Genomic DNA, 22,970 nt, shown 5'->3' with positions numbered 1-22,970 from the left:
TTTATATTTTTCTACTAATTTTCTACTAAAAGATTTTTTCACAAACTTCTAAAAGCTTTCTACAAGGGATTATTTCTAACGATAGGCTATTTTGGGGAAGATTTACTTTTTCTGAAACAAAGGCTTTTTTAAACCCCTTCTTTTCTGCTTCTTTTAGCCGGAGGGCTATTTCTCTTACTGGTTTTATCTCACCGGAAAGCCCGATTTCTCCTATAAAAATGGTTTTCTCTGGAAGAGGTTTTTCTAATAAACTTGACACCAAAGAAACAGCTACTGCCATGTCTGCAGAAGGATCGGTTATCTTGATTCCCCCTGATATTTTAACATAAATGTCTTGATTACTAAAATTGAAATTTAGTTTTTTTTCTAAGATAGCAACCATTAAAGATAGCCTTATAGGGTCAAATCCAACCGCTGTCCTTCTTGGTAAAGCAAGAAAGCTTTTGGCAACCAAGGATTGTACCTCTACCAGCAAAGGTCTTGTTCCTTCTATCGCACAAAATACAGCCGCATTTTCTTCCCCTGACAGAAAAAGGTCTTCACATTGAGAGTGAGGAACCAAACCTTTTGAGGTCATCAAAAAGACTCCTATCTCATTTACCGGACCAAAACGGTTTTTTACTGCTCTTAAAATTCTAAACCCTGTTTCTTTCTCTCCCTCCAAATAAAGTACCACGTCTACCAAATGTTCTAAAACTTTTGGTCCTGCAATCAAGCCTCCTTTGGTAATATGGCCTACAACTATCGTTACTACCTCTTGTTCTTTGGCAAAGCGCATAAGGAGATTAGCACACTCTCTTATTTGAGAAACCCCACCTGGAGGGCTCTCTAACTCAGGTAAAAAAACTGTTTGGATGGAATCCACTATCAGAAGGTCAGGTTTTATGTTTTTCAACTCTTCTATTACCGTGGAAAGTTCAGTATCTCCTATAAAAAAAACCTCCTCCCCCAACCCCAGTCTTTCAACCCTTAACTTAACTTGTTCAGCAGATTCTTCGGCAGATAGATAAACTATTTTTAATCCCTTTTCTGCAAGCACACCTGCTACTTGAGTAAGGAGGGTGGATTTACCTATTCCTGGGTCTCCTCCTATAAGGATAAAAGACCCAGGCACAAATCCTCCTCCTAATACCAAATCAAGTTCACTAAGACCTGTTAAAATCCTTGGTTTTACTTCATACTTTATGTCTGAAAGTTTTAAGACCTTTATCGGTTTATTATTTATTCTGCTTTTGTTTTTTGGTTTTATCGAGCTTTCTTTTTCTTCTATAAAAGTATTCCATCCCTCACATTCAGGACAGCGTCCTAACCATTTGAGGCTTTTATAACCACATTCCTGACAATAGTAAGGCATGTTTTATCCTTCCTTTTCCCAAATTCCTTTCCAGATAAAAAACTCTTTATAAGTTTTTTTAGATATTTTAACCCGAACTTCCCCAAGTTTAACAGGGTTCCTGAGGTTTTTAGGAGGAATAGGGTTCTTTTGGATAAAGATAACCTCTTTTCCTGATAAATCTGAGTCTTTTCTCCATAGATGGTATTGATTTTGTGGGTAAGGGTGCTTTTGTACTACATAAATGTTTTCTGGGTGAGATTTTAGATAAAAGGCTAAAGAGGAAGCTATATCTCGATAAGAGGCAACGATAGGAATTTTCCTATCATAAAAGGTCTCAACATAAGAGGCAAGTTCTCTCCATCCTAAAAATTTTTTTAAAAGGTTTCGGGTAACGTCAGGAAAGCGGTCAAAAAAGGCTCCAAATGACAGGGTCAGTATAAGGAAACAAAGACCATAAAGGAGGTTAAGCCTGAGAAAAGTGATAAATCTGGGAAAAGGAAGGGTATAAACTACCCAGATTAGTCCTGAAACCATAAAAGGTAAGATCCAGTTTGCGTTTATTTCTACCATAAAAGAAAGCCCCAGGAATAATAAAGACGGAAGCCCAAGAAAATAAATAAAATCTCTGGTTTTGTATATCTCATCTTTTAAGTTTTTTAGTGCCATGAGTATAAAACCTAAAGCTAAAGGGGTATAGAGTAGTAAAGTCTCAAGAATTGTTTTTAGTCCTTTGGATAACTCTATCCCGGTTCTTGAAAAATGTTCCTCTGTATGTTTAAACATAACAAAACCATTTATCCAGTTCCAATAAAGATTGGGTAGAATCATCAAGAAAGGTAATCCAAACATAAGAAAAGTTACAGTTTTTTTTAAGGCAGGTCTTTTAAACCATAGGATATATCCTATGGCAATCGCTATAAAACCTAACATCGTCTGTTTGGTAAGAAGACCTAAGCCCATAAAAAGACCAGCCAAGAAAGCCTCTTTTATCCTTAGCGTTTCTAAATAATTTAAGAAAAAATAGGTAGCTCCAGTCCAAAAAAGTATAAGAGGAGGGTCTATGGTCATGATAAAACTGTAAACAGTAAGTAAAGGTATTAAGCTAAGACAGGTTAAGCCTAAAAAAAGTTCCTTCTCATAAGGAATGCGTTTTTTTAGGATTAGATAAAAAAATAAGGTGGTAAAGGTAATAGAAAAAAGTGCAGGTAAGCGGACTGCCCATTCATAATTTCCAAAAAAACCGGTTGAAATCTTAATTAACCATGCAACCATCGGTGGTTTACTGTAGTATCCCCAAGCAAGATCTCTTGACCAGTCCCAATAATAAGACTCGTCATAAGAAAGAGGCAGGTTTAAAAGCAGTAGATATAAGAGTTTTATCAAGAACAAAAAGAATAAAAAGAAAAGTGGCTTAGGCAGAAAATTTTTCTTCATATCTTAACTTTTTAAGAAGGGTTTTTACCAAAAGATAAAACGTCCATCCCCAAAAACCACCCCAGAAAAAACCAAACAGCACATCAAAGGGATAATGGTGTCCAAGGTATATCCTTGACCAACCTACCAACAACATAAACAACGTCCAGCCCCAGGCAAAAGGAGGATAAAAAAGACTTAAGTAAACAGAAGTAAAAGCAACATTTGAAGCATGATTTGAAGGAAAACTATAGGAAGTGTCTTTTTTTAAAGGTTGGTTAAGGTACCGATGTTTTTGATCAGAGTAATAATAAAGGTTTTCCTGAGATACAAAAGGTCTTGGTCTTTGGAAATAAGGCTTAAGAATTTTAGCACAGCTAAAATCTACCCATACATACCCTAAGATTAAAAAAATCCAGATTATCAAACTTTGTAGTAAAGTTTTCTTTTTAAGGATAAGCCATCCAGACGTAACAAAAAAGACATAAATAAGGTCTGGATGGCTAAAATAAGGTAAGGTTAAGTCTAACAACCTATGTCTAAAATGGTTGATAACATAAAATAATTTGAGGTCTAACTCACATAAAAACAAGGCAACCCTTAAAACTCAGGCTTTTACAGGATAGAAATGTTGGCTTTTTTAGCATCCTCTAAAAATTTAGCAAGGCCTATGTCAGTGAGAGGATGCTTAAACATCTGTTCTATTACTTTAAAAGGAATGGTTGCAATGTCTACCCCTAAAAGAGCACATTTTCTTACATGGTCTACATGACGTATACTTGCAGCGATGATTTCAGTTTCAAACCCATAAGCTGCATAAATCTGGATGATTTCTTCCAGGACAGATATTCCATCATAAGAGATGTCATCTATTCTTCCTACAAAGGGAGAAACATAGGTGGCTCCTGCTTTGGCAGCAATAAGAGCTTGCATAGGACTGAAAACTAAGGTAACGTTTGTGGGAATTTGCTCTGCAGCCAAGGCTTGGACAGCTTTTATCCCTTCTACAGTAAAGGGGATTTTAATAACTACATTATCTCCCATCTTAGCCAGTTCTTTCGCTTCTTTAACAATACCCTCAAAGTCTGTAGCTAAAACCTCTAAAGAAACCGGCAAATCTGGGACTTCCTTTAAAATCTCAAGGGCAGCTTCCTTCCAAGGTTTCCCTGTTTGAGAAAGAAGGGTAGGGTTGGTAGTTACTCCATCAAGGATACCCCATTCCTTAACCTTTCTGATTTCTTCGATCTTAGCGGTGTCAACAAAGATTTTCATGCTTCCTCCTCCTTCGATAGGTTGTAGATTTTCAATCTCAATCCCTGAAGTCTTATAAAACCTTCTGCGTCCTTAGGATTGTATCCTTCTTTTTCCTCAAAACTCACCAAACGCTTTTTATATAGACTGTTAGGACTTTTTCTCCCTGCTATCATTACATTTCCTTTATAAAGTTTAACTTTTATCGTTCCAGAAACCCTTTCTTGAGTTTGTTCTACCATGGTTTTCAACGCCTGAAACTCAGGACTAAACCAAAAACCATAATATATCATTTCTGCTATCTTAGGCATAAGACTATCTTTAAGCCTCATTACCTCTCTATCAAGTGTAATCTGTTCTAAAGCTCTATGGGCTATATGTAAGATGGTTCCTCCTGGGGTTTCGTAAATGCCTCGGCTTTTAAGTCCTACAAACCGATTTTCTACCATGTCGATTCTGCCAACCCCGTGTCTTCCTCCTATTTCGTTGAGTTTCTTTAGAAGGTTAGCAGGGCTTAATTTTTCTCTGTTAACTGCTACTGGTTCTCCTTTTTCAAACTCTATCTCGATATATTCTGGTTTATCAGGTGACTTTTCAGGAGATACTGTCATAAGGAACATATCTTCTGGTGGTTCGGTCCACAGGTCTTCTAAAATACCTCCTTCATAGCTTATATGAAAAAGGTTGGCATCGATGCTATAGGGTTTTTCTGGGGTTACTGGAATTGGGATACCATGTTTTTGGGCGTAAGCAATCAGGTCTTGCCTTCCTTTAAAATCCCATTCTCTCCAGGGTGCAATTACTTTAAGATGAGGAGCCAAGGCGGAAAAAGTAAGTTCAAATCTTACTTGGTCGTTTCCCTTTCCTGTTGCTCCATGGGCTACGGAATCAGCCCCTTCTTCAAGGGCAATCTTTATCTGTTCTTTAGCGATAAGTGGGCGAGCAAGAGAGGTTCCCATGAGATACCAGTCTTCATATCTTGCTCCAGCTTTTATGGCAAAAAATACATATTCTTTCACAAACTCCTCTTTAAGGTCTCTTATGATAACCTTTTCAGCTCCACAACTAAGTCCTTTTTGTTTAATCTCTTCCCAGTCTTCTTCTTGTCCAAGGTCTGCACAAAAGGCAATCACCGGACATCGATATTTTTCTATAAGCCATTTTAAAATTACTGAAGTATCAAGCCCACCAGAATAAGCTAAGACAATTTTCTTAGGCATCTGAGAAAAAACCTCCTTCTTAGATAGTACTTAAGGGTTCGTTGATCTTCTTTTGTACCGATTCGACTTTTCCTTTGATACGACCTGATTTCCCTTTTCTATAGTCGATTTTTATGTTAACGATGATCCTGTTGCAATCTACTTCTAAAGCTTTAAAACACTCTTCGGCAAGCTTCAAAGCCTCTTCTATCGATTCTGTTTCTACCACCGTTTCCATAGGAGTAACTACATAAGGATAGTTAGACTCTTTTATTATCTTTACAGCCCTAGCTACAAAACTACTTAAACTTTCTCCCTTATCTACCGGAAAGATGCTTATCGCCATCAACACACTCATAATACAAATATTTTACCACAGGTTTTTTGGATAGCAACTCAATCTGTTTGCTTTTAGCAGGCTCCACAGAGTTTACATTTCTCAGGATGGCAAAAACCAGTTAGTTTTAAGTTTTTTGCCTTTTGCCATTCATTCCATAGGAACTCTTTCTTTACCCCTAACTCTATTTTATCCCATGGGAATTCTGTCTCTAACGAATCTTGGGGGCACAAACTTTCTAAAACCTTAGGCATACTTTTTATAACCTTTTTAAGGTTTGGCCCTTGAGCTAAACTAATTAAAAAATCTTTTAATTCTTTGTTACCTCGGGCTATCAGAGTTTGTAAAAGTGCCTCCTCAGGAGGTTCAACCTTTAGGTTTTTAACATGTCCTAATTCTTTTTTTATCCATTTCTCTTTTTCTTTTAAATCCTTTAAACCTAAAAATTTTGTCCATTGAAAAGGGGTATGAGGTTTAGGAACAAAGAAAGAGAAGGTAAAAGAAAGATTAAGGTTGTATCTTTGTGCGAGTATCTTTTTTATAAACTTCACCGTTTCTTCTAAATCCTCTTGGTTTTCAAAGGGTATTCCTAACATGAAATAAAATTTTATGTTTTTTAAACCTCTTTGCTGAAATTTTTCTAACACCTCAAAGATTTCTTCTGGGCTGAGGTTTTTATTAATAACTTTTTTAAGTTTTTGAGACCCTGTTTCAGGTGCAATGGCTACACTTTTTGTCCCTTTTAAAAGTTCTAAAAAATCTTCGTTTAAGGCATCTATCCTAAGAGAAGAAAAGTTAAGGATACAACCTTTCTCTAAAAGCTTTTTGCCAAACTTGAGAATTTCTTTTCTATCGACAAATTCAAGCCCTACTATACCAACCTTAGAATTTTCTGGGATGTTTTGTAGCACTTCAGATAGAGATTTTTCTGGATAACCTCTGGGAGGACGATACATAAAACCTGAGGCGCAAAATCTACAACCTCTCCCACAGCCTTTGGCTACTTCTATAAGATAGGTTTCAGAAAACGTTGCTTTTTGACTGATAAGATCTGAATAAACCATCTTTTCTGGTTTTTTTACTTTGGCTACTTTTATTTTCTTTTGGTCAGAGGACATAGGAAGGTAAACAAAGTCTAAAGTGCTTAATTTTTCAAGGAGTGTTTTTTTGTCGTTAAAATGTTCTATAAAAAAAGGAACTATCTTCTTTTCTATTTCTTCCCATTCTCCAAGTAAAAAAGCATCGACAAAAGAAGAAATTGGCTCAGGGTTTAACCAAGTAGCCACTCCTCCTGCTAACACAGGTTGTGTCCTTTGAGTAGGGTCTAACCCAAGTTCTCCTTTTTGTAGGATTTTTAAAACATTTATATAGTCTACTTCAAAGGGTATGGAAAAAATTACAAGGTTAAAATCTTTAAGAGGACGATAGCTTTCAATAGACCTTATTTTTTCATCTTTTTCTGGTAAAAACACCCGTTCGCATACTATTTCTTGATAAAAGTTAAGTCTTTGATATACATAAAGAAATCCTAAGTTAGACATGCCAACTTGATAATGATTAGGAAATACTAAAGCTATAGAAATTCTTCCTGTCCATTTTTTACGAAAGAAATTTTTTTCAAACTTTGTATAGTCCATGTAGTTTTTTCCCAGGGTTGCAAGTATGTCAAATTGATTATAAAATACTTTTTAAAAATTTGAAATTCTAAGAAAGGTAATGGTTATGAAGAACAGGTTTTTAATCATAGCAGGGCCCTGTGTTTTAGAAGACCTTGAGTTGACCCTTTATATAGCCAAGGAACTTAAAGAGCTTCTTACTAAGTATGATTTTGAGTTCGTGTTTAAGGCCTCTTTTGATAAGGCTAACAGGACCTCTATTTTTTCCTATCGAGGACCTGGACTTGAAAAAGGTCTTGCTTGGTTATACGAGGTGAAGACCCAAATAGGGGTTCCTGTTACTACCGATGTTCATGAAACCTGGCAGGTTAAACCTGTAGCTGAGGTGGTGGATGTTATTCAGATCCCAGCCTTTCTTTGTAGACAAACTGACCTGTTAGTAGAGGCAGCAAAAACTGGAAAAGTGGTCAACATCAAAAAAGGTCAGTTTGTTTCCCCTTGGGATATGAAATACGCAGTAGAAAAGGCTAAACAGTTTACCTCTCAAGAGGTATGGACTACCGAGCGAGGTTATACCTTTGGGTACAGAAATTTGGTGGTAGACTTTAGAGGCATTCCTATAATGCAGAGGTTTAGTGATAAGGTTATTTTTGACGCTACCCACAGCGTTCAGCTTCCTGGAGGAGGAGAAGGTAAATCTGGAGGGGAAAGAGAGTTTATCCCATATTTGGTGAGAGCTTCAGTAGCAGTAGGAGTAGATGGGATTTTTATGGAGGTTCATCCAGAGCCAGAAAAAGCCCTTTGTGATGGAGCCAATTCTTTACCTCTTAGGTGGTTAGATCCTCTACTTTATCAAATTAAAGATTTAAGAGAGGTGTTAGAAAAACATGGACTTTCCTCAAGAAATTCTACAAAAAGCGAGGAAAATTAAGTTACTTCTGTTAGATGTAGACGGTGTGCTTACCGATGGAAGGATCATCCTTACCAGTGAAGGGGAAGAGGTTAAACATTTTAATGTTCTTGACGGAATGGGAATAAAACTTTTACAAAAAATTGGAGTTGAAGTAGCCATCCTTTCAAGCAGGTTTTCTCAAGTTACCCAGCACAGAGCCAAAGAGTTAGGTATCATCTTTGTCTTTCAAGGAGAATTAACCAAACTTAAAATATATGAGAAGATCAAACAAGAAAAAGGTCTTAAAGACGAAGAAATTGCCTATGTGGGAGATGATTGGATAGATCTTCCTGTGTTAAAAAGGGTAGGGTTAGCCATAGGAGTTCCTAATGGATGGCCTCCGGTAAATGAGTATGTCCATTACATAACCAATTTCCCTGGAGGAAAGGGGGCTGTAAGGGAGGTTTGTGACCTTATTTTAAAGGCTAAGGGAAAATGGGAAGAGTCGTTGCAATTTTATCTATCTTAGTGTTGTGTTTAGTTTTTCCTTCTTTATCCAAAGATTTTCGTATGGTAGCCAAAGATTTGGAGTACAGTTTTTACAGTAAAGAAGGACTTCTTTGGAAGCTTAAAGCATCTTTCTTTAAACGTGATAAAGAAGGTGCCTTTTGGGCAGAAGGTTTAACTTTAATCAGTCCATCCAAAGGAATTAACGTCTCTTCTCAGAGAGGTTATTACTATCCGAAAGAGGACAAAATAGTTTTTCAAGGCAATGTAAAATTGCTTACTGAAAACCACGGAGAAGTATATACCGAAGAGTTGATATTTTTCCCTAAGAAGAATTATCTTTTTACGGAAAGAGAGGTTTTAGTAAAACAAAAAGGGATGTTAGTTAGAGGAAAGGGTATGACCTATAATATAAAAGAAGGTAATTTTCAGGTGCAAGGAAGGGCTCAATTTCAGATGAGTTTTTAAACTTATTATCTTCTAACATGTCTGAAAAAAAATATTCTCAAAAAATTTTGATAGAGGCTTATGAAAAGGCCAAAGGACACAGATCCAGGGTAAAAGAACGGTTTCTTAAAGAAGGGTCAAAAAGTTTTACAGATGAAGACTTGCTTGAGCTTCTCTTGATGTTTAGCCTACCTTATAGAGATACCAGAAAACTTGCAAGAGCTCTTTTAGAGCAATATAAGACTTTAGACCAAGTACTTGATGCTCCTTTAGAAGAACTTAAAAAGTTTAAGGGACTTAAGGAAAAAGCTATTTTACCTTTAAAGGTTATCCATGAGGTTGCTCGAAGATATCTTCAGAGTAGGGCGACAAAGTCAGAATACCTAAGGTCTCCGCAAGAGGTATACGAATATCTTAAATATGAAATGCAAAATTTAGACCGAGAGGTGTTAAAAGTTCTTTTTCTTGATACTAAATCTAAGGTTTTAGGAGGAGAAACCCTTTTTGAAGGAACTTTACATGAAAGTGCGGTATATCCAAGAGAAATCTTTAAAAAAGCGCTGGAGAAAAAGGCTCTTTCCATAGTGATCGTCCATAACCATCCTTCTGGAGATCCTACCCCTTCTAAAGAGGATTTAATGCTTACTAAAAGACTTGTTTTGGCAGGAGAACTTCTTCAGATTAAGGTACTTGACCATGTTATCATAGGTAAGAATGGTTATTACAGCTTGGCTGAAAAGGGGGATATAGATAGGTTAAAGGCAGAGATAAGGAGAGAAATCTTATGAAGATAAAGATCGCTAAAAAAGCTGGCTTTTGCATGGGTGTAAGAAGGGCGGTAAATTTAGTATTAAAGGCTTTAAACGAGAAAGAATCATCCATCTATACTTATGGTCCTTTAATCCATAATCCTCAGACCTTAAAACTTCTTGATATTTTTGGGGTAAGAGTGTTGAAAAATTTTAAAGAAAACCTTCCCTCAGGAATGGTAATCATTCGTGCCCATGGGGTACCTCCAAAAGAATATAAAGCATTGGCAGAAAAACATAAGGTTATAGATGGGACCTGTCCCAGGGTCCTTAAGGTTCAGGCTTTGGCCAAAAAAGCTGTATCAGAGGGAAAAGAGGTAGTGATCATAGGTGATAAAGATCATGCAGAAGTAAAAGGTATTCTTGGTTATTGTGAAGGTAAAGGATATGTGGTTTCTTCAGAAGAAGACGTTATAAACCTTCCACCTCTTAAAAATTATGTTATTCTTTCTCAAACTACCCAAGACGAAAAACTGTTTAACCATCTTTCTAAAAGGATAACGTCTCTTTATCCTAACGGAAAGATCATCAATACCATCTGTAATGCCACAGCAGTCAGGCAAAACGAGGTTAGAAAGCTTTGTGAGGAATGTTCGGCTATCGTAGTTATAGGAGGAAAGTTTAGTGCCAACACTAACCGCTTAGCAGAGGTAGCTAAGAAAGAAAATAAAGATGTATTTCTTATCGAAAGTCCTGAAGAACTTTCTTGGGAAGATTTGAAGAAACACAAAAAAGTAGGTATAACCGCAGGAGCCTCAACCCCTAACTGGCTAATCAACGAGGTAGTCGATTTTTTAAAGAATAGAACTTCTTTTTTTTATAAGTTTTTAAAAGCTATGTGTTTTTCTTCGGCTACCTGGTCGTTAACCCTATTTTTAATTTTTCTTGGGCTGTTGTTAGGGATTAACCATCCTTTAAACTCTAAGTTTTCTTATCTTCTTTTATGGTTTTTAAGTTTTAGCCTTTTTAGAAACCTTTTAAACCAAAATCTTTTAAAAGAAAGTTTTAAGTTTTACCTTCCGATAAAACACAGGTTTCTTTCTCAAAATCAAAAAAAACTTTTGTTTTTTGCTGTGCTAACGGGTTTTTTTACCTTAATAACCGCTTTTTTTTATAAACCAAGGATAATAAGTTTAGTGATAGCACTTTTGTTGATTGACTTTCTTACTTATCGAAGTCCGATAACCTTTTTTTGGGAGATACTTTTCTTGTCAGCCCTTTCTCTTTATTTATATCCTTTTTGGACTTTTAGTTTTGGAGTTATTTTTTTACAAGTTGTTTTTGTGATTTTATACCTAAAACTTTATTTAGAGATAGTTTATTTTCAGACCGATGGCTTTTTACCGAAAAATTTTATGCTTTCTACCTTTTCGTATGAACCAAAAATTTTCTTTAAAGTTTTAACCTTATTAGTTTTAGGAGGACTGTTGATTACTATTTTAACAAGTTTTTTAGATTACAAGTTCGGGGTATTTTATCTGATTTGGGGGGTAGCTTATTTACTTAGTTTGATAGTGAAAAAAAGACCTCTTGGCCAGGTGGTGTACTTAGAAACCTTGGTGATTATGGTTTCCTTGACTTTTTTAGTCTGTGGGCTTTTGATCAGAAGTTTAGGGTAGTATGAGATGTTCAGAGAAGAGGACTTATATTTTATGGAAGAGGCTTTAAAAGAGGCTTTAAAAGCCTTTGAAGAAGATGAAGTACCTGTGGGGGCAGTGATTGTTTCTCCTAAAGGAGAAATCATAGGTAGAGGAAGAAATCAAATTCTAAAACAAAACGACCCAACAGCTCATGCCGAAATCTTAGCCATAAGAGAGGCCTGTCAAAGGATTGGTAATTTTAGACTTTTGGGATGTAAGATGTATGTGACCCTTGAGCCCTGTGCGATGTGTGCCTATGCTCTTGTGCTTGCAAGAATAGAAGAATTGATCTTTGCTACCAGAGATGAAAAAACAGGGGCTTGTGTTAGCCTCTATCAAATAATCAGTGATCTAAGGTTAAACCACAGGATTAAAATGAAAGAAGGTTTATTGAAGCAACAAGCAGCCCAACTTTTAAAAGAATTCTTTAGACTAAAGAGAGAGACTATAAAATAGGGCCTATCTCACAAAATTCATTTTTTTCCTCTAATCTTAAAACTTCAACCCGGTTTTTACCTAACTGTTTTGCCCGATAAAGCGCTTGATCAGCTAAAGAAATGTATCCCATTATGTTTTTTTCTCCTCTGTATTCACAACCCCCTAAACTGATCGTAACCTTTAGATTAGGATTATTTTCAAAACTTATTTCCATAACCCGTTCTCTCAACCTTTCTCCAACCATTTTTACCTTGTCTAAATCACACCTGTAGAGGATGATTAAAAATTCTTCTCCTCCATATCTTATAACCTCATCACTTATTTTTACGTTTTTTCTCAAGGTCTTGGCAACTGCCTTTAAAACTTCATCTCCTACCAGATGTCCATAGATGTCGTTTATGTTTTTGAAGTTGTCTATGTCTGCCATAATAAAACCAATAGGACCTTTAGTTCTTTTAAGTTTAGGGATTAGCAAATCAAGGTAAAGTCTGTTGTTTAGCCCAGTAAGATGGTCTATATACATCATGTTAGGTACAGACTTTATTATGTCTTTTAAGCTTAGAAGACCTAACAGTTTAGAATTATCATCAACTACCGGAAGATGGCTTATGTTAAACCTGGCCATAAGGTTTATGGCTTCTATAAGGGGCATTTCAACTTTAACAGTTATAAGAGATTTCTTGTCTTTACCTAAAGCCTGAAGAACTTCTTCTACGTTAGAAGGTGTTGGGGCAAATAAGAAAATTTTAGGCAGGTCTCTTAGAGTAATAATCTGTATGGGTTTTTGTTGTTGATCTACTACAACCACACTTCCAATCTCTTTATCTATAAAACAACAAACCAATTCTAGTAGGCTACTTTCAGGGTTAACCTTAAAGACTTCATCGATCATCACGTCTTTTATTAACATGGATTTACCTCTAAATATTGTTTTTTATAATTAATAGTAAAAAAAGTAGCTTAAAATTTTTTTTTGTCAATAATAAATAGCAACAAAAATCAGGGTTGATGACCCGGTGGGTTAGTTATTGTTTTTTTATTTTGGTAAGATAAAATAACCAGTGTTTAAAATATAAGCTTAAAAAACTAAAGGGGGCTAAACATGAAATTTTACAGGGCCTTTCATCCAAGACCGGCTGTAATCATAGGAAGTGGAAACGTAGAACAAGGAAAGGCTAATCTTATGGCTTGCTCCTGGGTAACCCCTATTTCTGTGGAACCTCCTACTATAGGTTTTGCCTGTGCAACTAAGCATTATACTAAAGAGCTTATTGATAAGTATCAAGCTTTTTCGGTAAACATAACAGAAAACTATGAGCTGATTTTTAACGTAGGTTCTGTCAAGGGAAGAGAGGTTGACAAAATTAAAAAATTTGCCATAAAAACCAAACCAAGTCCTAACTTCAAGTTACCTTTGTTAGAGGAGAGTATGGCAACTTTTGAATGTAAAGTGTTAGAGGGTATCGAGGTAGGAGATCATGTTTTTTATATAGGAGAGGTTTTGTTTTGGGAGGCTAAAGCTTTTGACGAAGAAGGTTTTAAAGAGTTTTGGAAGTTACCCTTACATAAAACAGGAAGATTTTTTGTTTTCTGCGATAAAAAGGTTTATATGGTGAAATAAGGAGAAAAAAGAGGGATGAAAGATATGGAAGAATTGGTGTGTTATTGTTTTGGTTTTGCTAAAGAGGATATCGTAAGAGATGTAAAAGAAAACCAAGGACGTTCTGAAATTTTAGAGTTTATCATGGATAAAAAAAGAAAAGCACAATGCGAATGTCATCTTAGAAATCCCAAGAAGACCTGATGTTTAGGAGACGTCCACAGGATTGTGGAAGAAACTAAGAAATCTTTAGGAATTTTTTAAGTTCTTTATATATTTCAGGGAGCTTCTCAAAGATTATTATTGCCCTTTTCCAAACATTTGCTTTTATAGCCGGTATTCCTGCTACTTCGGTGTTGGGAGGTATTTCTCCCACCACACCTGATTTGGCTGCTACTCTTGCACCTTTGCCAATTTTAGCTGAAGGAGCTATTCCTACCTGTCCTGCAATCATCACAAAATCTTCTAAAACAGCACTTCCTCCTATGGCAGTATGAGAAACTAAAATGTTTTGTTTTCCTACTTTAACGTTATGCCCAACTTGGACAGAATTGTCAATTTTAGTTCCTTCTCCGATAACAGTAAACCCAAAAACAGCCCTATCAACTGTAGAATTAGCACCTATTTCAACGTCATCTTCTATCAAGACGCCTCCAAAATGATGGATTTTAACGTTTTTATAGCCTTCATCTGAAGGTTCTTGAGCAAAACCAAAACCATCAGCTCCTATAACCACCCCTGCATGGATGATGGAGTTTTTTCCTATCTTAGAATAGGGGTATAGCACGACGTTAGGATAGACTACTGTGTTTTCTTCGATTTCACAAAAGGCCCCTACAAAAACTCCTGGATAAAGGACCACCCCCTTTTTGATTTTTGCCCCAGTTTGTATGTATACGTTAGGATAAATAGCAACTGGTTCTTCTATTTCCACCCCATCTTCTATAAATGCCTTTTCACTTATTCCCCATCTTATACGAGGTTCCTTTTTAAAAAGTTCAGTAATCTTAGCAAAGGCTAACCTAACCTCCTTTACCTCGACCACAGATTTTTCTTCTAATTGATTGGCCAAACCCTTAGGACAAAGCACAGCTTTTGCTTTAGAGGCTTTAGCCTGAGGTACTTTTTTAAAAGAGTCTATAAAAATTAATTCATCTTCTTTGGCAAGAGGAATGGCATTAACTCCTCTTATTTCAAGGTCTTCTCCTATCAGTTCTCCTCCTATTTTTTTGGCTATAAAAGATAGTTTATAAGCTTTCAAGTTTTCACCTCCGTGTTTTTTCATTTAAAGATACATTTAAAGATACAATTCTTTATGACAAAATCCAGAGGGGGACGTTAAAATTGTATAAACAGGCTAAAAATTTTTAGGTACATTTTTATTTTTTTACCTTGACATAAGCCAAAATTTTGTTATTTTAAGGATTAATTAGACTATAGGCGCGTAGCTCAGTGGGAGAGCGCTTGCTTGACGCGCAAGAGGTCGGCGGTTCGATCCCGCCCGCGCCTACCATTTTTGTTTAAACCTTGAGGAGAAAAGGGTTTAGGTTTGAAAATAGTTATTCGGGACATCGGGGAGTTTGACCTTCAGCCAGGTCAACCTTTAAAAACAATTTTATCTGAAATCAAAAAGGTTTTCAAAAAAATTCCTGTAGGTTTTAAGTTTCAAGAAGAGTATTTAGATTGGCATACACCAATTACTACTTCTTTGGGCAACGGAGAGGTAATCGAGCTTATCCCTGTTTATCCTGACAACAAAGAAGCTTTATGGTTTTTGAGACATACTGCTTCCCATGTCCTTGCTCAAGCAGTAAAGGAGCTTTTTCCAGAGGCAAAGTTAGGTATAGGACCTGCGATAGAAGAGGGTTTTTATTACGACATCTATTATACAAGACCTTTTAATGAGGAAGATCTGCAGAAAATAGAAAAAAAAGTTAAAGAAATCATTCAAAAAAGATTACCGTTAGAAAGGAAGGAAATTAGCAAAGAAGAAGCTGAAAAACTGTTTTCTTCGTTAAAAGAGGAGTTTAAGCTTGAACTTATAAAAGAGATTAACGAAGATGTTCTTTCTGTCTATACTCAAGGAGAGTTTGTAGACCTTTGTAGAGGTCCCCATATTCTTTCAACAGGAGACATCAAGGCAATAAAACTTCTTTCTGTGTCTGGTGCTTATTGGAGAGGTGATGAAAAAAATCCTATGTTATGGCGTATTTACGGAACTGCTTTTTTTAGTAAAGAAGATCTTGAGGAATATCTAAAAAGACTTGAAGAAATCAAAAAGAGAGACCACAGAAAATTAGGAAAGGAGCTTGAGCTTTTTACGATAGAAGAAGACATAGGTCCTGGATTAGTTATCTGGCTGCCGAAAGGTGCACTTATTAGAAATTTGATAGAAAATTTTTGGAAAGAAGAACATTTTAACCGAGGATATCAGTTATTATATACCCCTCATATAGCCTTAAGAGACCTGTGGAAGGTTTCTGGACATTTAGATTTTTATGCAGAAAACATGTTTCCTTCTATGGAGCTTGAAAACAGAGCTTATCAGTTAAAACCGATGAATTGCCCTTTCCATATATATGTGTACAACCAAAAAAGAAGGAGCTACAGAGAATTTCCTATCCGTTTTTGTGAGCTTGGGACGGTATATCGTTTTGAAAGAAGTGGGGTTTTACATGGCCTTTTAAGGGTTAGAGGATTTACTCAGGACGATGCCCATATCTTTTGTCGTGAGGATCAGCTTGAAGAGGAACTTACCAATGTTCTTGATTTAGTAGTTTATTTTCTTAAGGTGTTTGGGTTTTATGAATACAAAATTTTCGTTTCTACCAGACCAGAAAAGTTTGTAGGAGATCCTAAAGTTTGGGACAAAGCAGAAGAGGCGCTTAAAAAGGCTTTAGAAAACAAGGGACTTCCTTATGAGATAGACCCGGGAGAAGGAGTTTTTTACGGCCCTAAGATAGACCTTAAGATTAAAGATGTCCTTGGTCGTTTTTGGCAATGTTCTACCATTCAGGTAGATTTTAACCTGCCTGAAAGGTTTGATTTGGTTTATGTAGGAGAAGACAATAAATTTTATCGTCCTATCATGGTGCATAGAGCTTTGTTAGGGTCTTTAGAAAGATTTTTAGGGGTTTTGATAGAAAACTATGCAGGCGCCTTTCCTTTTTGGATCTCACCTGTACAGTTAAAGGTTTTAACCATTACCGATAGAACCATTCCTTACGCAGAGAAAGTCGCTCAAACTTTAGAAAAAGCAGGTTTTAGAGTAGAAAGAGATTTTAGAAGTGAGAAACTTAACTATAAAATAAGGATAGCTCAACAAGAAAAGGTGCCCTACATGATAATCCTTGGAGATAAAGAAGAAGAAAATCAAGTGATAAGCCTTAGGTCCCGTACAGGAGAGGTCTTAAACAATCTTTCCTTGGAAGATCTTATCTCTAAACTAAAAACTGAAAATCAGCCTTATTATCAACTTAATGAAAGGTCTTAGGTTTTCTCTTCGTCATAAGGTTAAGGTTAAGGTTTTAACATCTCCAAAAACTAAAATTCACTTAGGAGGAAAGTGTTAGCATGCAAAAAGAGTTGAAGAAAAAATATCGGGTTAATGAACAGATTAAGGCTAAAGAAGTGAGACTGATAGGTCCTGAGGGTAGACAGATAGGTATTGTTTCTTTAAACGAAGCCTTAAGGTATGCCGAAGATTATGGTTTAGACCTGGTAGAAATAGTCCCTACTGCCAACCCTCCTGTATGTAAAATAATGGATTTTGGAGAGTTTTTATATCAAGAGGCTAAAAAAGCTAAAGAAGCTAAAAAGAAACAGGTTCAGGTTGAAACCAAAGAAATTAAACTTAGTCCTAAAACAGATAAACATGATTTGGAAGTAAAAATTAAACATATTATCAGGTTCTTAGAAGACAAAAATAAAGTAAAGGTGAGAATTGTTTTTAAAGGAAGAGAAATAGCTCATCCCGAAATGGCAGATAAGGTGTTACTAGCTATTTTGGAGGCGGTAAAGGATAAGGCTCAGGTGGAAAGTCCTCCTAAGTTAGAGGGAAAACAGCTGATAACCATCCTGGCTCCTTTGGTCAAAAAATAGGTTTTTAATAATTTTTGTGTTTAATCCTCTTTAAAAGTTATCATTCTGCATTATATTTTCCAACGAATTTTTTCTTCAAATTCACAGGTAAGTTTTGAATTTTGGAGAAGGGGGTTGCTTATGGCTATTTATGAATATGAGTGTTTGGCTTGCGGACAGCAGTTTGAGATTTGGCAAAAAATTACTGAAGATCCTCTTAAAACTTGCGAAAAGTGTGGAGGAGAGTTAAGAAGACTTATCGGAAATACCGGTTTTATTTTAAAAGGTTCTGGTTGGTATGTTACAGATTATGCCCGTAAAGAAAAAGGCCAGAAAAGCAATTCTAAAGAAGAGGGTTCTCAAAAAAAATTCTAACGATTCTTAAAAAGATGTTCTTTTAACAGGAACGCTAAATTTTTTATTTCTTCTTGAGCTTGAGGTATCGCCCTTTTGTTGATAAAATCTTCCCATACGAATTCTGGCCCTGTAGCTAAAAGAGTGGTAGCTACACCTTGAGGAACTAAAAACCTTGCACTTTCTCTTTTTAATTCTTTCATAAAATCTTTGTAATACTTCATCGTATATTCTATGATTTCTTGGTAGGTTTTAACATGGTAGTCGCTAAAATTTTTAGGTAAGATAAACTTGTCAACCTCGGTATATCTATGAGAACGTTGATTGAAATTAAGCCAGGTGTGTCTTACGAATTGGTGACTAAAGATTCTTGAAAAATTATGAACGATTACTCCAACCCAGTTAAAGGGATAAGGTTTCAGTTGTTTTATGATGATGACCTCAGGGGTAGCAAAAAAGTTATTATGGTCTTCTTCAAGAAGATGGTAAGGGAACTCTAAGAGTGTGCCCTGATATAAGTTTTGGTTATTTTTAAAATAAACAATCTCAATCGAGGTTAAGTCAGGAGGAATTTCTATTAGTTTAGCAAATTGTTCCTCTGAAAGATTTTCTGCAAGATGTCTAAGATTAAACAAGGCCTGTTTTTTAGGTTCATCCCAAAATACTTTAAAGTAAATTTGTGCAAGCACAAGTTTTTGCTCAACTTCGATATTTTCAGTGTTGACGAAAACCGGAGTATGGGCAAAAACACTGTAGTGTTCTAATTTTTTTAGATGAAGAAGAAAATTTTTAAAGGTCTCAAAGTTTTTAAATTTTTCTTCAGAAAAAAGGGCCAAAGGATGGGAAGAGGCATAACATATTCTTGCTCCTAAATAGCTAAAAAAAAGAAAATCAGTGATAGCCTTAATATCAGAGTTTTCAAATACTACAGAAATAAGTTCTTTTTGAAGATGTCTTAACTTCTCAAGTTTCATTTGTAGCCACCTGTTGACCCAAAACCACCTCTGGAAGCTTTTTGGGGTGGTTCTTTAGTTTCTACTATTTCAGGAAATCCCACCTGGATAAATATGGCCTGAGCTACCTTTTCTTGAGCTTTTATAAAAGCAGTCTTTTGGGTGATGTTAACTACAGGTATTTTTATCTCATCCTCAGCACCACAGTAATCAAAGTCAATAATTCCTGCTGAGTTAGGAAGGATAAGTCCTTTATTTTTAAAAAGGGAAGAACGAGGAAAAATTAAAAGGGCATAAGGGTAGGGAGCTTTCATGACTAAACCTGTTCTTATAAGTTTAAACTCTCCTGGTAAAATTTCTAAATCCTCCAAAGCAAAAATATCATATCCTACCGAACCCTCGGTACTTCTCTCAGGAAGCTTGGCTCTTTCGTCCTTTTTCCAAACCTCTACCTTCATTTTAACTCCTTTTACGATTACATTTTTATTTACTTAAATTTTTATCTACTTAAAAAATAAGATAATTTGGTTAAACCTAAACTAAACGAAAGGTTTTCTATCCGAATTGAATCATTCCTGGAAAAAAATGGGATTTTGGTTAGGTTTAAAATAGCCTGTAATCCATGATCCAAAAAAGTCTTTATGTAAACCTCTGCGTTTTCTTCTGCGGTAATAACTCCTATGTCTACTTGAATTGCTTTAAACACATAGGAAACCTGGTCTAAGTTGTAAACAGAAATTCCGTTATAGATTCTTCCTATATGCTCCTCTCTGGTATCAAAGGCTGCCATAAAGTAGAAGCCTTCTTTCTGGAGTTCTTTATTTTCTAACAGAAATATCCCTAAGGGAGAAATGCCCCCTAATATTAGGTTCCATTCTCGGGAAAGACCTAAGAATTTTTTTATATTAAACTTTAAAGTTTTAACGTTATAGCCTACACCTTTAGTGCCAAGGGTTCCTAAAAAGTTTAAGTCTTTTCTTAGTTGAGCAGAGGTTACTCCAGCAAGTTCTGCCAACTCTCCAGAAGAAAGGGAAACGATACCTTTATCCTCAAGGCTTTCGAGGATCTTAAGATAAAAAATTAATCTTTCTAAGGTGTTTTCTGGTAGGTCCTTAATTTTCATTCCCTTTTATGATTTTCGGTATATTTTGGTTGTAAGGAGGATATATCACCCCTTTTTCTGTAATGATAGCAGTAATCAACTCTCCTGGTGTTATGTCAAAGGCAAAGTTATAGGCCTTAGCATTTAAAGGAGCAATCCTCGATTTTCCACAAGAGAGTACCTCTTTAGAGGTTCTTTCTTCTATAGGAATTTCTTCTCCTGATGAGATTTCTAAATCAAACGTAGAGGATGGAGCAGCTACAAAGAAGGGTATTTTATGATAGTTAGCAAGGACAGCTAAACTATAGGTTCCTATTTTATTTGCTGTGTCTCCGTTTAAGGCGATCCTGTCAGCACCTACTATGATAGCCTTGATTTTCCCTTTTTTTATAAGATAGCCCGCAGAGTTGTCAGTGATGATAGCATAAGGTATGTTAAGCTTACTAAGTTCCCAGGCAGTAAGTCTTGCACCCTGTAAAAAAGGTCTTGTTTCATCTACGAACACAAAGATTTTTTTATGTTTATAAGCCTCTCTTATCACTCCTAAGGCTGTTCCATAACCTCCTGTAGCTAACGCTCCGGTATTACAATGGGTGAGAACCCCTCCCTCAGAAATAAGATCTTTCCCAAAGGTTGCCATCGATAGATTTCCTTTTATGTCTTCTTCCCAGATTTTTAAAGCTTCTTTTTCTAAAATAGAATAAAGCTTTGTTAAAGTTTTTAATGTTATTGGTTGTTTTTCAACCTCTTTAAGAAATTTTTCACAAACCCCTCTCATTCTGTTTACAGCCCATTTAAGGTTAACAGCCGTAGGTCTGGCTGTTTCTAAAAGTAGACTAATCTTTCCTATTTCTTCGCTTATACGTTTGATGGAAAATTTTTTAGTCTTAGTTTTTTCTAAAAAGTTTTTAAACCCTATGGTGAATCCTATGGCAGCACTTATTCCGATAGCAGGAGCCCCTCTTACTACCAATTCTTTGATTGCTTTCCTGACTTTATTTACGGTGTTACAAAAAACATATTTTTCTTCTAAAGGAAGCTTTCTTTGGTCTAATAAAAAAAGTCCTTCTTCATCCCAGATCCAGGCCTGTATTATGTCTGCTTGAGCTGGGGCTTTTATGTTGTTTTTTTTCTTTTTCATTTTTCTAACAACTCCTCCAAAAGGTTATTAACTACTTTAGGATTGGCTTTTCCTTGGGTTTTCTTTAAAACTTGTCCTACGAAGAAACCAAGTAATCCTTTTTTTCCTGCTTTATATTTTTCTACTTCTGCAGGATTTTCTCTGATTACTTCTTCGCAGATAGCCTTTAATTTTTCTTCTGAACTTTCTTGGACTAACCCTTTTTCTTCTACCAATTTTTTAGGATCAACACCCTTTTCGTAAACCTCTGGAAAGATTTGTTTGGCTATGGTTATAGAAATAAGGTTATCTTCAACCAACTTAAGAAGTTGGGCTAAGTTTTCAGGGGTAAGTTTTGACTGAGTAATGGTTATGTTATCTCGATTTAAATAACGCAAAACTTCTGTTAACATAAAATTAGAAACCATCTTTGGATTAGGATAAAATTCTAAGGTTTTTTCAAAAAATTCAGCAAAATCTCTTTCTTCTATCAAAATTTCTACTTCATAAGGGGTGAGTTGATATTGCATTAAAAATCTCTGTTTTTTCACATGAGGAAGTTCTGGAAGTTCATTTTTTACCTTTTGTAACATGTCATCATCAATCTGGATTTCTATAAGGTCTGGATCAGGAAAATAACAGTAGTCATGGGCTTCTTCTTTTCCTCTCATCGGATGGGTAGTTTGGGTAGCTTCATCATAAAGTCTGGTTTCTTGAACTATGGTTTTACCTTCGAGAAGCAATCCTATCTGTCTTTTTATTTCGTAAGATAAGGCCTTTTCTACGTGTTTAAATGAGTTCATGTTTTTAAGTTCTACTTTAGTACCAAATTTATCACTTCCTTTAGGTCTAACCGAAACATTAGCATCACATCTTAAACTTCCTTCTTCCATGTTTCCATCACAAATACCTAAATATCTTACGATTCTTCTTAAAGTTTTAAGATAAGCTACAGCTTCTTCAGGGGAAGAAAGAGTGGGAGTGCTTACTATTTCTAAAAGTGGGGTTCCGCACCGGTTAAAATCTACGTAAGAAAAGGGTTGTTTCTCGTCATGGATTAGCTTACCCGCATCTTCTTCCATATGAATCCTAACTAAGGGTATGATTTTCCGTGTCCCGTTTACCTCTATTTCTATTTCGCCGCCCTCAGCTATGGGAAGTTCGTACTGAGAGATTTGATATCCTTTGGGTAGGTCTGGATAAAAATAGTTTTTACGAGCCATTACAGAGGTTTTGTTGATTTTACAACCAAGGGCTAAACCTAATTTTATAGCAAATTCTACTGCTCTTTTATTGATTACTGGAAGTACCCCTGGCTGTCCTGTACATACCGGACAAACTTGAGTATTAGGCGGGTTACCAAACTTGGTGGAACATGAGCAAAACATCTTAGTTTGGGTGTTAAGCTGGGCATGGACTTCTAATCCTATTACTGCCTCAAATTCCATAAACCACTCCTTTAGAGGAATTTGATATTGAGAATATAAACGTTATCATACAATTTTTTTATTCTGTGTCAATATTAACCTGTAGAAGATGTATTTAAAATTTCCTTTTATCTACTATGAGGTGGTGTTTCATTAATTGTGTCTAAATTTTTGGGGTAAAAAGCTCCCTCTCCTGGTAAAAATGATGAAGTTAAACTCAAAATTAAGAAGGAGGGGAAGCGGTTAGATTTACAAGGTGGTATATTTGGTATTGTTGGAGATGAACGAGAGATACAGGAGTAGGAGTTTACCTGGATTTAAAGAAGCGATATCTAATTTTAGGAAGGAGGCTTCTTAGACACTTGTCAAGAGAATTGTGTCTCCTTATAAAATCTCTTTACAAACATTTGCCTCAATTCGTATAAAGCAGACTTAATTAAAGGAAGTGG

25 protein-coding genes and 1 tRNA gene are annotated in these 22,970 nt (G+C 35.8%); 12 read left to right on the top strand and 14 right to left on the bottom strand.

Annotated features, from left to right (window positions below; genetic code table 11):
* Positions 1–25: 25 nt before the first annotated feature.
* The 7 genes from radA to G580_RS0104505 all read right to left on the bottom strand — a co-directional run bounded on the left by radA (position 26) and on the right by G580_RS0104505 (position 7,173).
* Positions 26–1,354, bottom strand: coding sequence for a DNA repair protein RadA (radA, locus tag G580_RS0104535; RefSeq protein WP_028841215.1), 1,329 nt, complete (start codon positions 1,352–1,354; stop codon positions 26–28).
* Positions 1,355–1,357: 3 nt separating this feature from the next.
* Positions 1,358–2,770, bottom strand: a complete 1,413-nt coding sequence (locus G580_RS0104530) for an ArnT family glycosyltransferase (RefSeq protein ID WP_028841214.1) — start codon at positions 2,768–2,770, stop codon at positions 1,358–1,360.
* Positions 2,748–3,341: a phosphatase PAP2 family protein gene (locus tag G580_RS0104525; RefSeq protein ID WP_028841213.1), complete on the bottom strand. Its 594-nt coding sequence runs from the start codon at positions 3,339–3,341 to the stop codon at positions 2,748–2,750. The genes G580_RS0104530 and G580_RS0104525 overlap by 23 nt, the downstream gene beginning before the upstream one ends.
* 23 nt (positions 3,342–3,364) lie before the next feature.
* Positions 3,365–4,021: a fructose-6-phosphate aldolase gene (fsa, locus tag G580_RS0104520; protein ID WP_028841212.1), complete on the bottom strand. Its 657-nt coding sequence runs from the start codon at positions 4,019–4,021 to the stop codon at positions 3,365–3,367.
* Positions 4,018–5,220 (bottom strand): argininosuccinate synthase, encoded by a 1,203-nt coding sequence (locus G580_RS0104515; RefSeq protein WP_028841211.1) that lies wholly within the window; start codon positions 5,218–5,220, stop codon positions 4,018–4,020. Before G580_RS0104515 ends, fsa begins: the two co-directional genes overlap by 4 nt.
* Positions 5,221–5,239: 19 nt before the next feature.
* Positions 5,240–5,545: an MTH1187 family thiamine-binding protein gene (locus tag G580_RS0104510; RefSeq protein ID WP_245542841.1), complete on the bottom strand. Its 306-nt coding sequence runs from the start codon at positions 5,543–5,545 to the stop codon at positions 5,240–5,242.
* Between the two features lie 65 nt (positions 5,546–5,610).
* Positions 5,611–7,173, bottom strand: a complete 1,563-nt coding sequence (locus G580_RS0104505) for a radical SAM protein (RefSeq protein ID WP_028841209.1) — start codon at positions 7,171–7,173, stop codon at positions 5,611–5,613.
* 85 nt (positions 7,174–7,258) lie between these two features.
* Between G580_RS0104505 and kdsA the strand changes: the two genes are divergently transcribed.
* Genes kdsA through tadA form a run of 6 tightly spaced genes read left to right on the top strand, consistent with a single transcriptional unit; the run spans position 7,259 to position 11,903 of the window.
* A complete protein-coding gene (gene kdsA / locus G580_RS0104500; protein ID WP_028841208.1) occupies positions 7,259–8,083 on the top strand; it encodes a 3-deoxy-8-phosphooctulonate synthase in 825 nt (274 codons plus the stop codon).
* Complete coding sequence (locus tag G580_RS0104495) at positions 8,040–8,573, top strand: KdsC family phosphatase (RefSeq protein WP_028841207.1); 534 nt, start codon at positions 8,040–8,042, stop codon at positions 8,571–8,573. The genes kdsA and G580_RS0104495 overlap by 44 nt, the downstream gene beginning before the upstream one ends.
* Positions 8,540–9,019 (top strand): LPS export ABC transporter periplasmic protein LptC, encoded by a 480-nt coding sequence (gene lptC / locus G580_RS0104490; protein WP_028841206.1) that lies wholly within the window; start codon positions 8,540–8,542, stop codon positions 9,017–9,019. The genes G580_RS0104495 and lptC overlap by 34 nt, the downstream gene beginning before the upstream one ends.
* Before the next feature lie 17 nt (positions 9,020–9,036).
* A complete protein-coding gene (radC, locus tag G580_RS10005) occupies positions 9,037–9,786 on the top strand; it encodes a RadC family protein (protein WP_051173095.1) in 750 nt (249 codons plus the stop codon).
* On the top strand, positions 9,783–11,426 hold the full coding sequence (gene ispH / locus G580_RS11270) for a 4-hydroxy-3-methylbut-2-enyl diphosphate reductase (protein ID WP_083960799.1): 1,644 nt from the start codon (positions 9,783–9,785) through the stop codon (positions 11,424–11,426). The genes radC and ispH overlap by 4 nt, the downstream gene beginning before the upstream one ends.
* Before the next feature lie 6 nt (positions 11,427–11,432).
* Positions 11,433–11,903, top strand: a complete 471-nt coding sequence (gene tadA, locus G580_RS09995; RefSeq protein WP_038041575.1) for a tRNA adenosine(34) deaminase TadA — start codon at positions 11,433–11,435, stop codon at positions 11,901–11,903.
* Here tadA and G580_RS10990 read toward each other — a convergent pair.
* A complete protein-coding gene (locus G580_RS10990) occupies positions 11,893–12,795 on the bottom strand; it encodes a GGDEF domain-containing protein (RefSeq protein WP_051173093.1) in 903 nt (300 codons plus the stop codon). The genes tadA and G580_RS10990 overlap by 11 nt on opposite strands.
* Positions 12,796–12,987: 192 nt before the next feature.
* On the opposite strand from G580_RS10990, the gene G580_RS09985 reads away from it, so the two are divergent.
* Both G580_RS09985 and G580_RS09980 read left to right on the top strand, forming a co-directional pair.
* Positions 12,988–13,506: a flavin reductase family protein gene (locus G580_RS09985; protein ID WP_051173091.1), complete on the top strand. Its 519-nt coding sequence runs from the start codon at positions 12,988–12,990 to the stop codon at positions 13,504–13,506.
* 24 nt (positions 13,507–13,530) lie between these two features.
* Positions 13,531–13,689, top strand: coding sequence for a bacterioferritin-associated ferredoxin (locus tag G580_RS09980; RefSeq protein ID WP_038041573.1), 159 nt, complete (start codon positions 13,531–13,533; stop codon positions 13,687–13,689).
* Between the two features lie 34 nt (positions 13,690–13,723).
* Here the strand turns inward: G580_RS09980 and lpxD are convergent, their stop codons facing one another.
* Entirely contained in the window at positions 13,724–14,746 is a 1,023-nt protein-coding gene (lpxD, locus tag G580_RS0104455; protein WP_028841205.1) for a UDP-3-O-(3-hydroxymyristoyl)glucosamine N-acyltransferase, read from the bottom strand.
* A gap of 177 nt (positions 14,747–14,923) precedes the next feature.
* Here lpxD and G580_RS0104450 point away from each other — a divergent pair.
* The 4 genes from G580_RS0104450 (at position 14,924) to G580_RS09975 (ending at position 17,940) form a co-directional block, all read left to right on the top strand.
* A tRNA-Val gene (locus G580_RS0104450) sits at positions 14,924–14,998 on the top strand.
* Between the two features lie 36 nt (positions 14,999–15,034).
* Entirely contained in the window at positions 15,035–16,978 is a 1,944-nt protein-coding gene (gene thrS / locus G580_RS0104445) for a threonine--tRNA ligase (RefSeq protein ID WP_028841204.1), read from the top strand.
* A gap of 80 nt (positions 16,979–17,058) precedes the next feature.
* Positions 17,059–17,586: a translation initiation factor IF-3 gene (gene infC / locus G580_RS0104440; protein ID WP_028841203.1), complete on the top strand. Its 528-nt coding sequence runs from the start codon at positions 17,059–17,061 to the stop codon at positions 17,584–17,586.
* Between the two features lie 120 nt (positions 17,587–17,706).
* A complete protein-coding gene (locus tag G580_RS09975) occupies positions 17,707–17,940 on the top strand; it encodes an FmdB family zinc ribbon protein (RefSeq protein ID WP_038041571.1) in 234 nt (77 codons plus the stop codon).
* Here G580_RS09975 and G580_RS0104430 read toward each other — a convergent pair.
* From G580_RS0104430 to gatB, 5 genes are read right to left on the bottom strand one after another with little or no spacing between them, the layout of a single operon-like run.
* On the bottom strand, positions 17,937–18,893 hold the full coding sequence (locus G580_RS0104430; RefSeq protein ID WP_028841202.1) for an FAD-dependent thymidylate synthase: 957 nt from the start codon (positions 18,891–18,893) through the stop codon (positions 17,937–17,939). The genes G580_RS09975 and G580_RS0104430 overlap by 4 nt on opposite strands.
* Positions 18,890–19,330 carry a dUTP diphosphatase gene (locus tag G580_RS0104425; protein ID WP_028841201.1) on the bottom strand — a complete coding sequence of 147 codons (441 nt, stop codon included), beginning with the start codon at positions 19,328–19,330 and terminating at the stop codon, positions 18,890–18,892. The genes G580_RS0104430 and G580_RS0104425 overlap by 4 nt, the downstream gene beginning before the upstream one ends.
* Positions 19,331–19,371: 41 nt before the next feature.
* Positions 19,372–19,995 carry a redox-sensing transcriptional repressor Rex gene (locus tag G580_RS0104420; protein ID WP_028841200.1) on the bottom strand — a complete coding sequence of 208 codons (624 nt, stop codon included), beginning with the start codon at positions 19,993–19,995 and terminating at the stop codon, positions 19,372–19,374.
* A complete protein-coding gene (gene mtnA, locus G580_RS0104415) occupies positions 19,985–21,067 on the bottom strand; it encodes an S-methyl-5-thioribose-1-phosphate isomerase (RefSeq protein ID WP_028841199.1) in 1,083 nt (360 codons plus the stop codon). The genes G580_RS0104420 and mtnA overlap by 11 nt, the downstream gene beginning before the upstream one ends.
* Positions 21,068–21,111: 44 nt before the next feature.
* The gene (gatB, locus tag G580_RS0104410; protein ID WP_028841198.1) at positions 21,112–22,542 is read right to left on the bottom strand and encodes an Asp-tRNA(Asn)/Glu-tRNA(Gln) amidotransferase subunit GatB; all 1,431 of its coding nucleotides are present in this window, start codon (positions 22,540–22,542) and stop codon (positions 21,112–21,114) included.
* Between the last annotated feature and the right edge of the window lie 428 nt (positions 22,543–22,970).

Source organism: Thermodesulfobacterium hveragerdense DSM 12571 (genome assembly GCF_000423845.1).
Lineage (GTDB): Bacteria > Desulfobacterota > Thermodesulfobacteria > Thermodesulfobacteriales > Thermodesulfobacteriaceae > Thermodesulfobacterium > Thermodesulfobacterium hveragerdense.
Note: the sequence above shows the minus strand (reverse complement) of the source record. Positions and strands in the feature narration are given on the sequence as shown.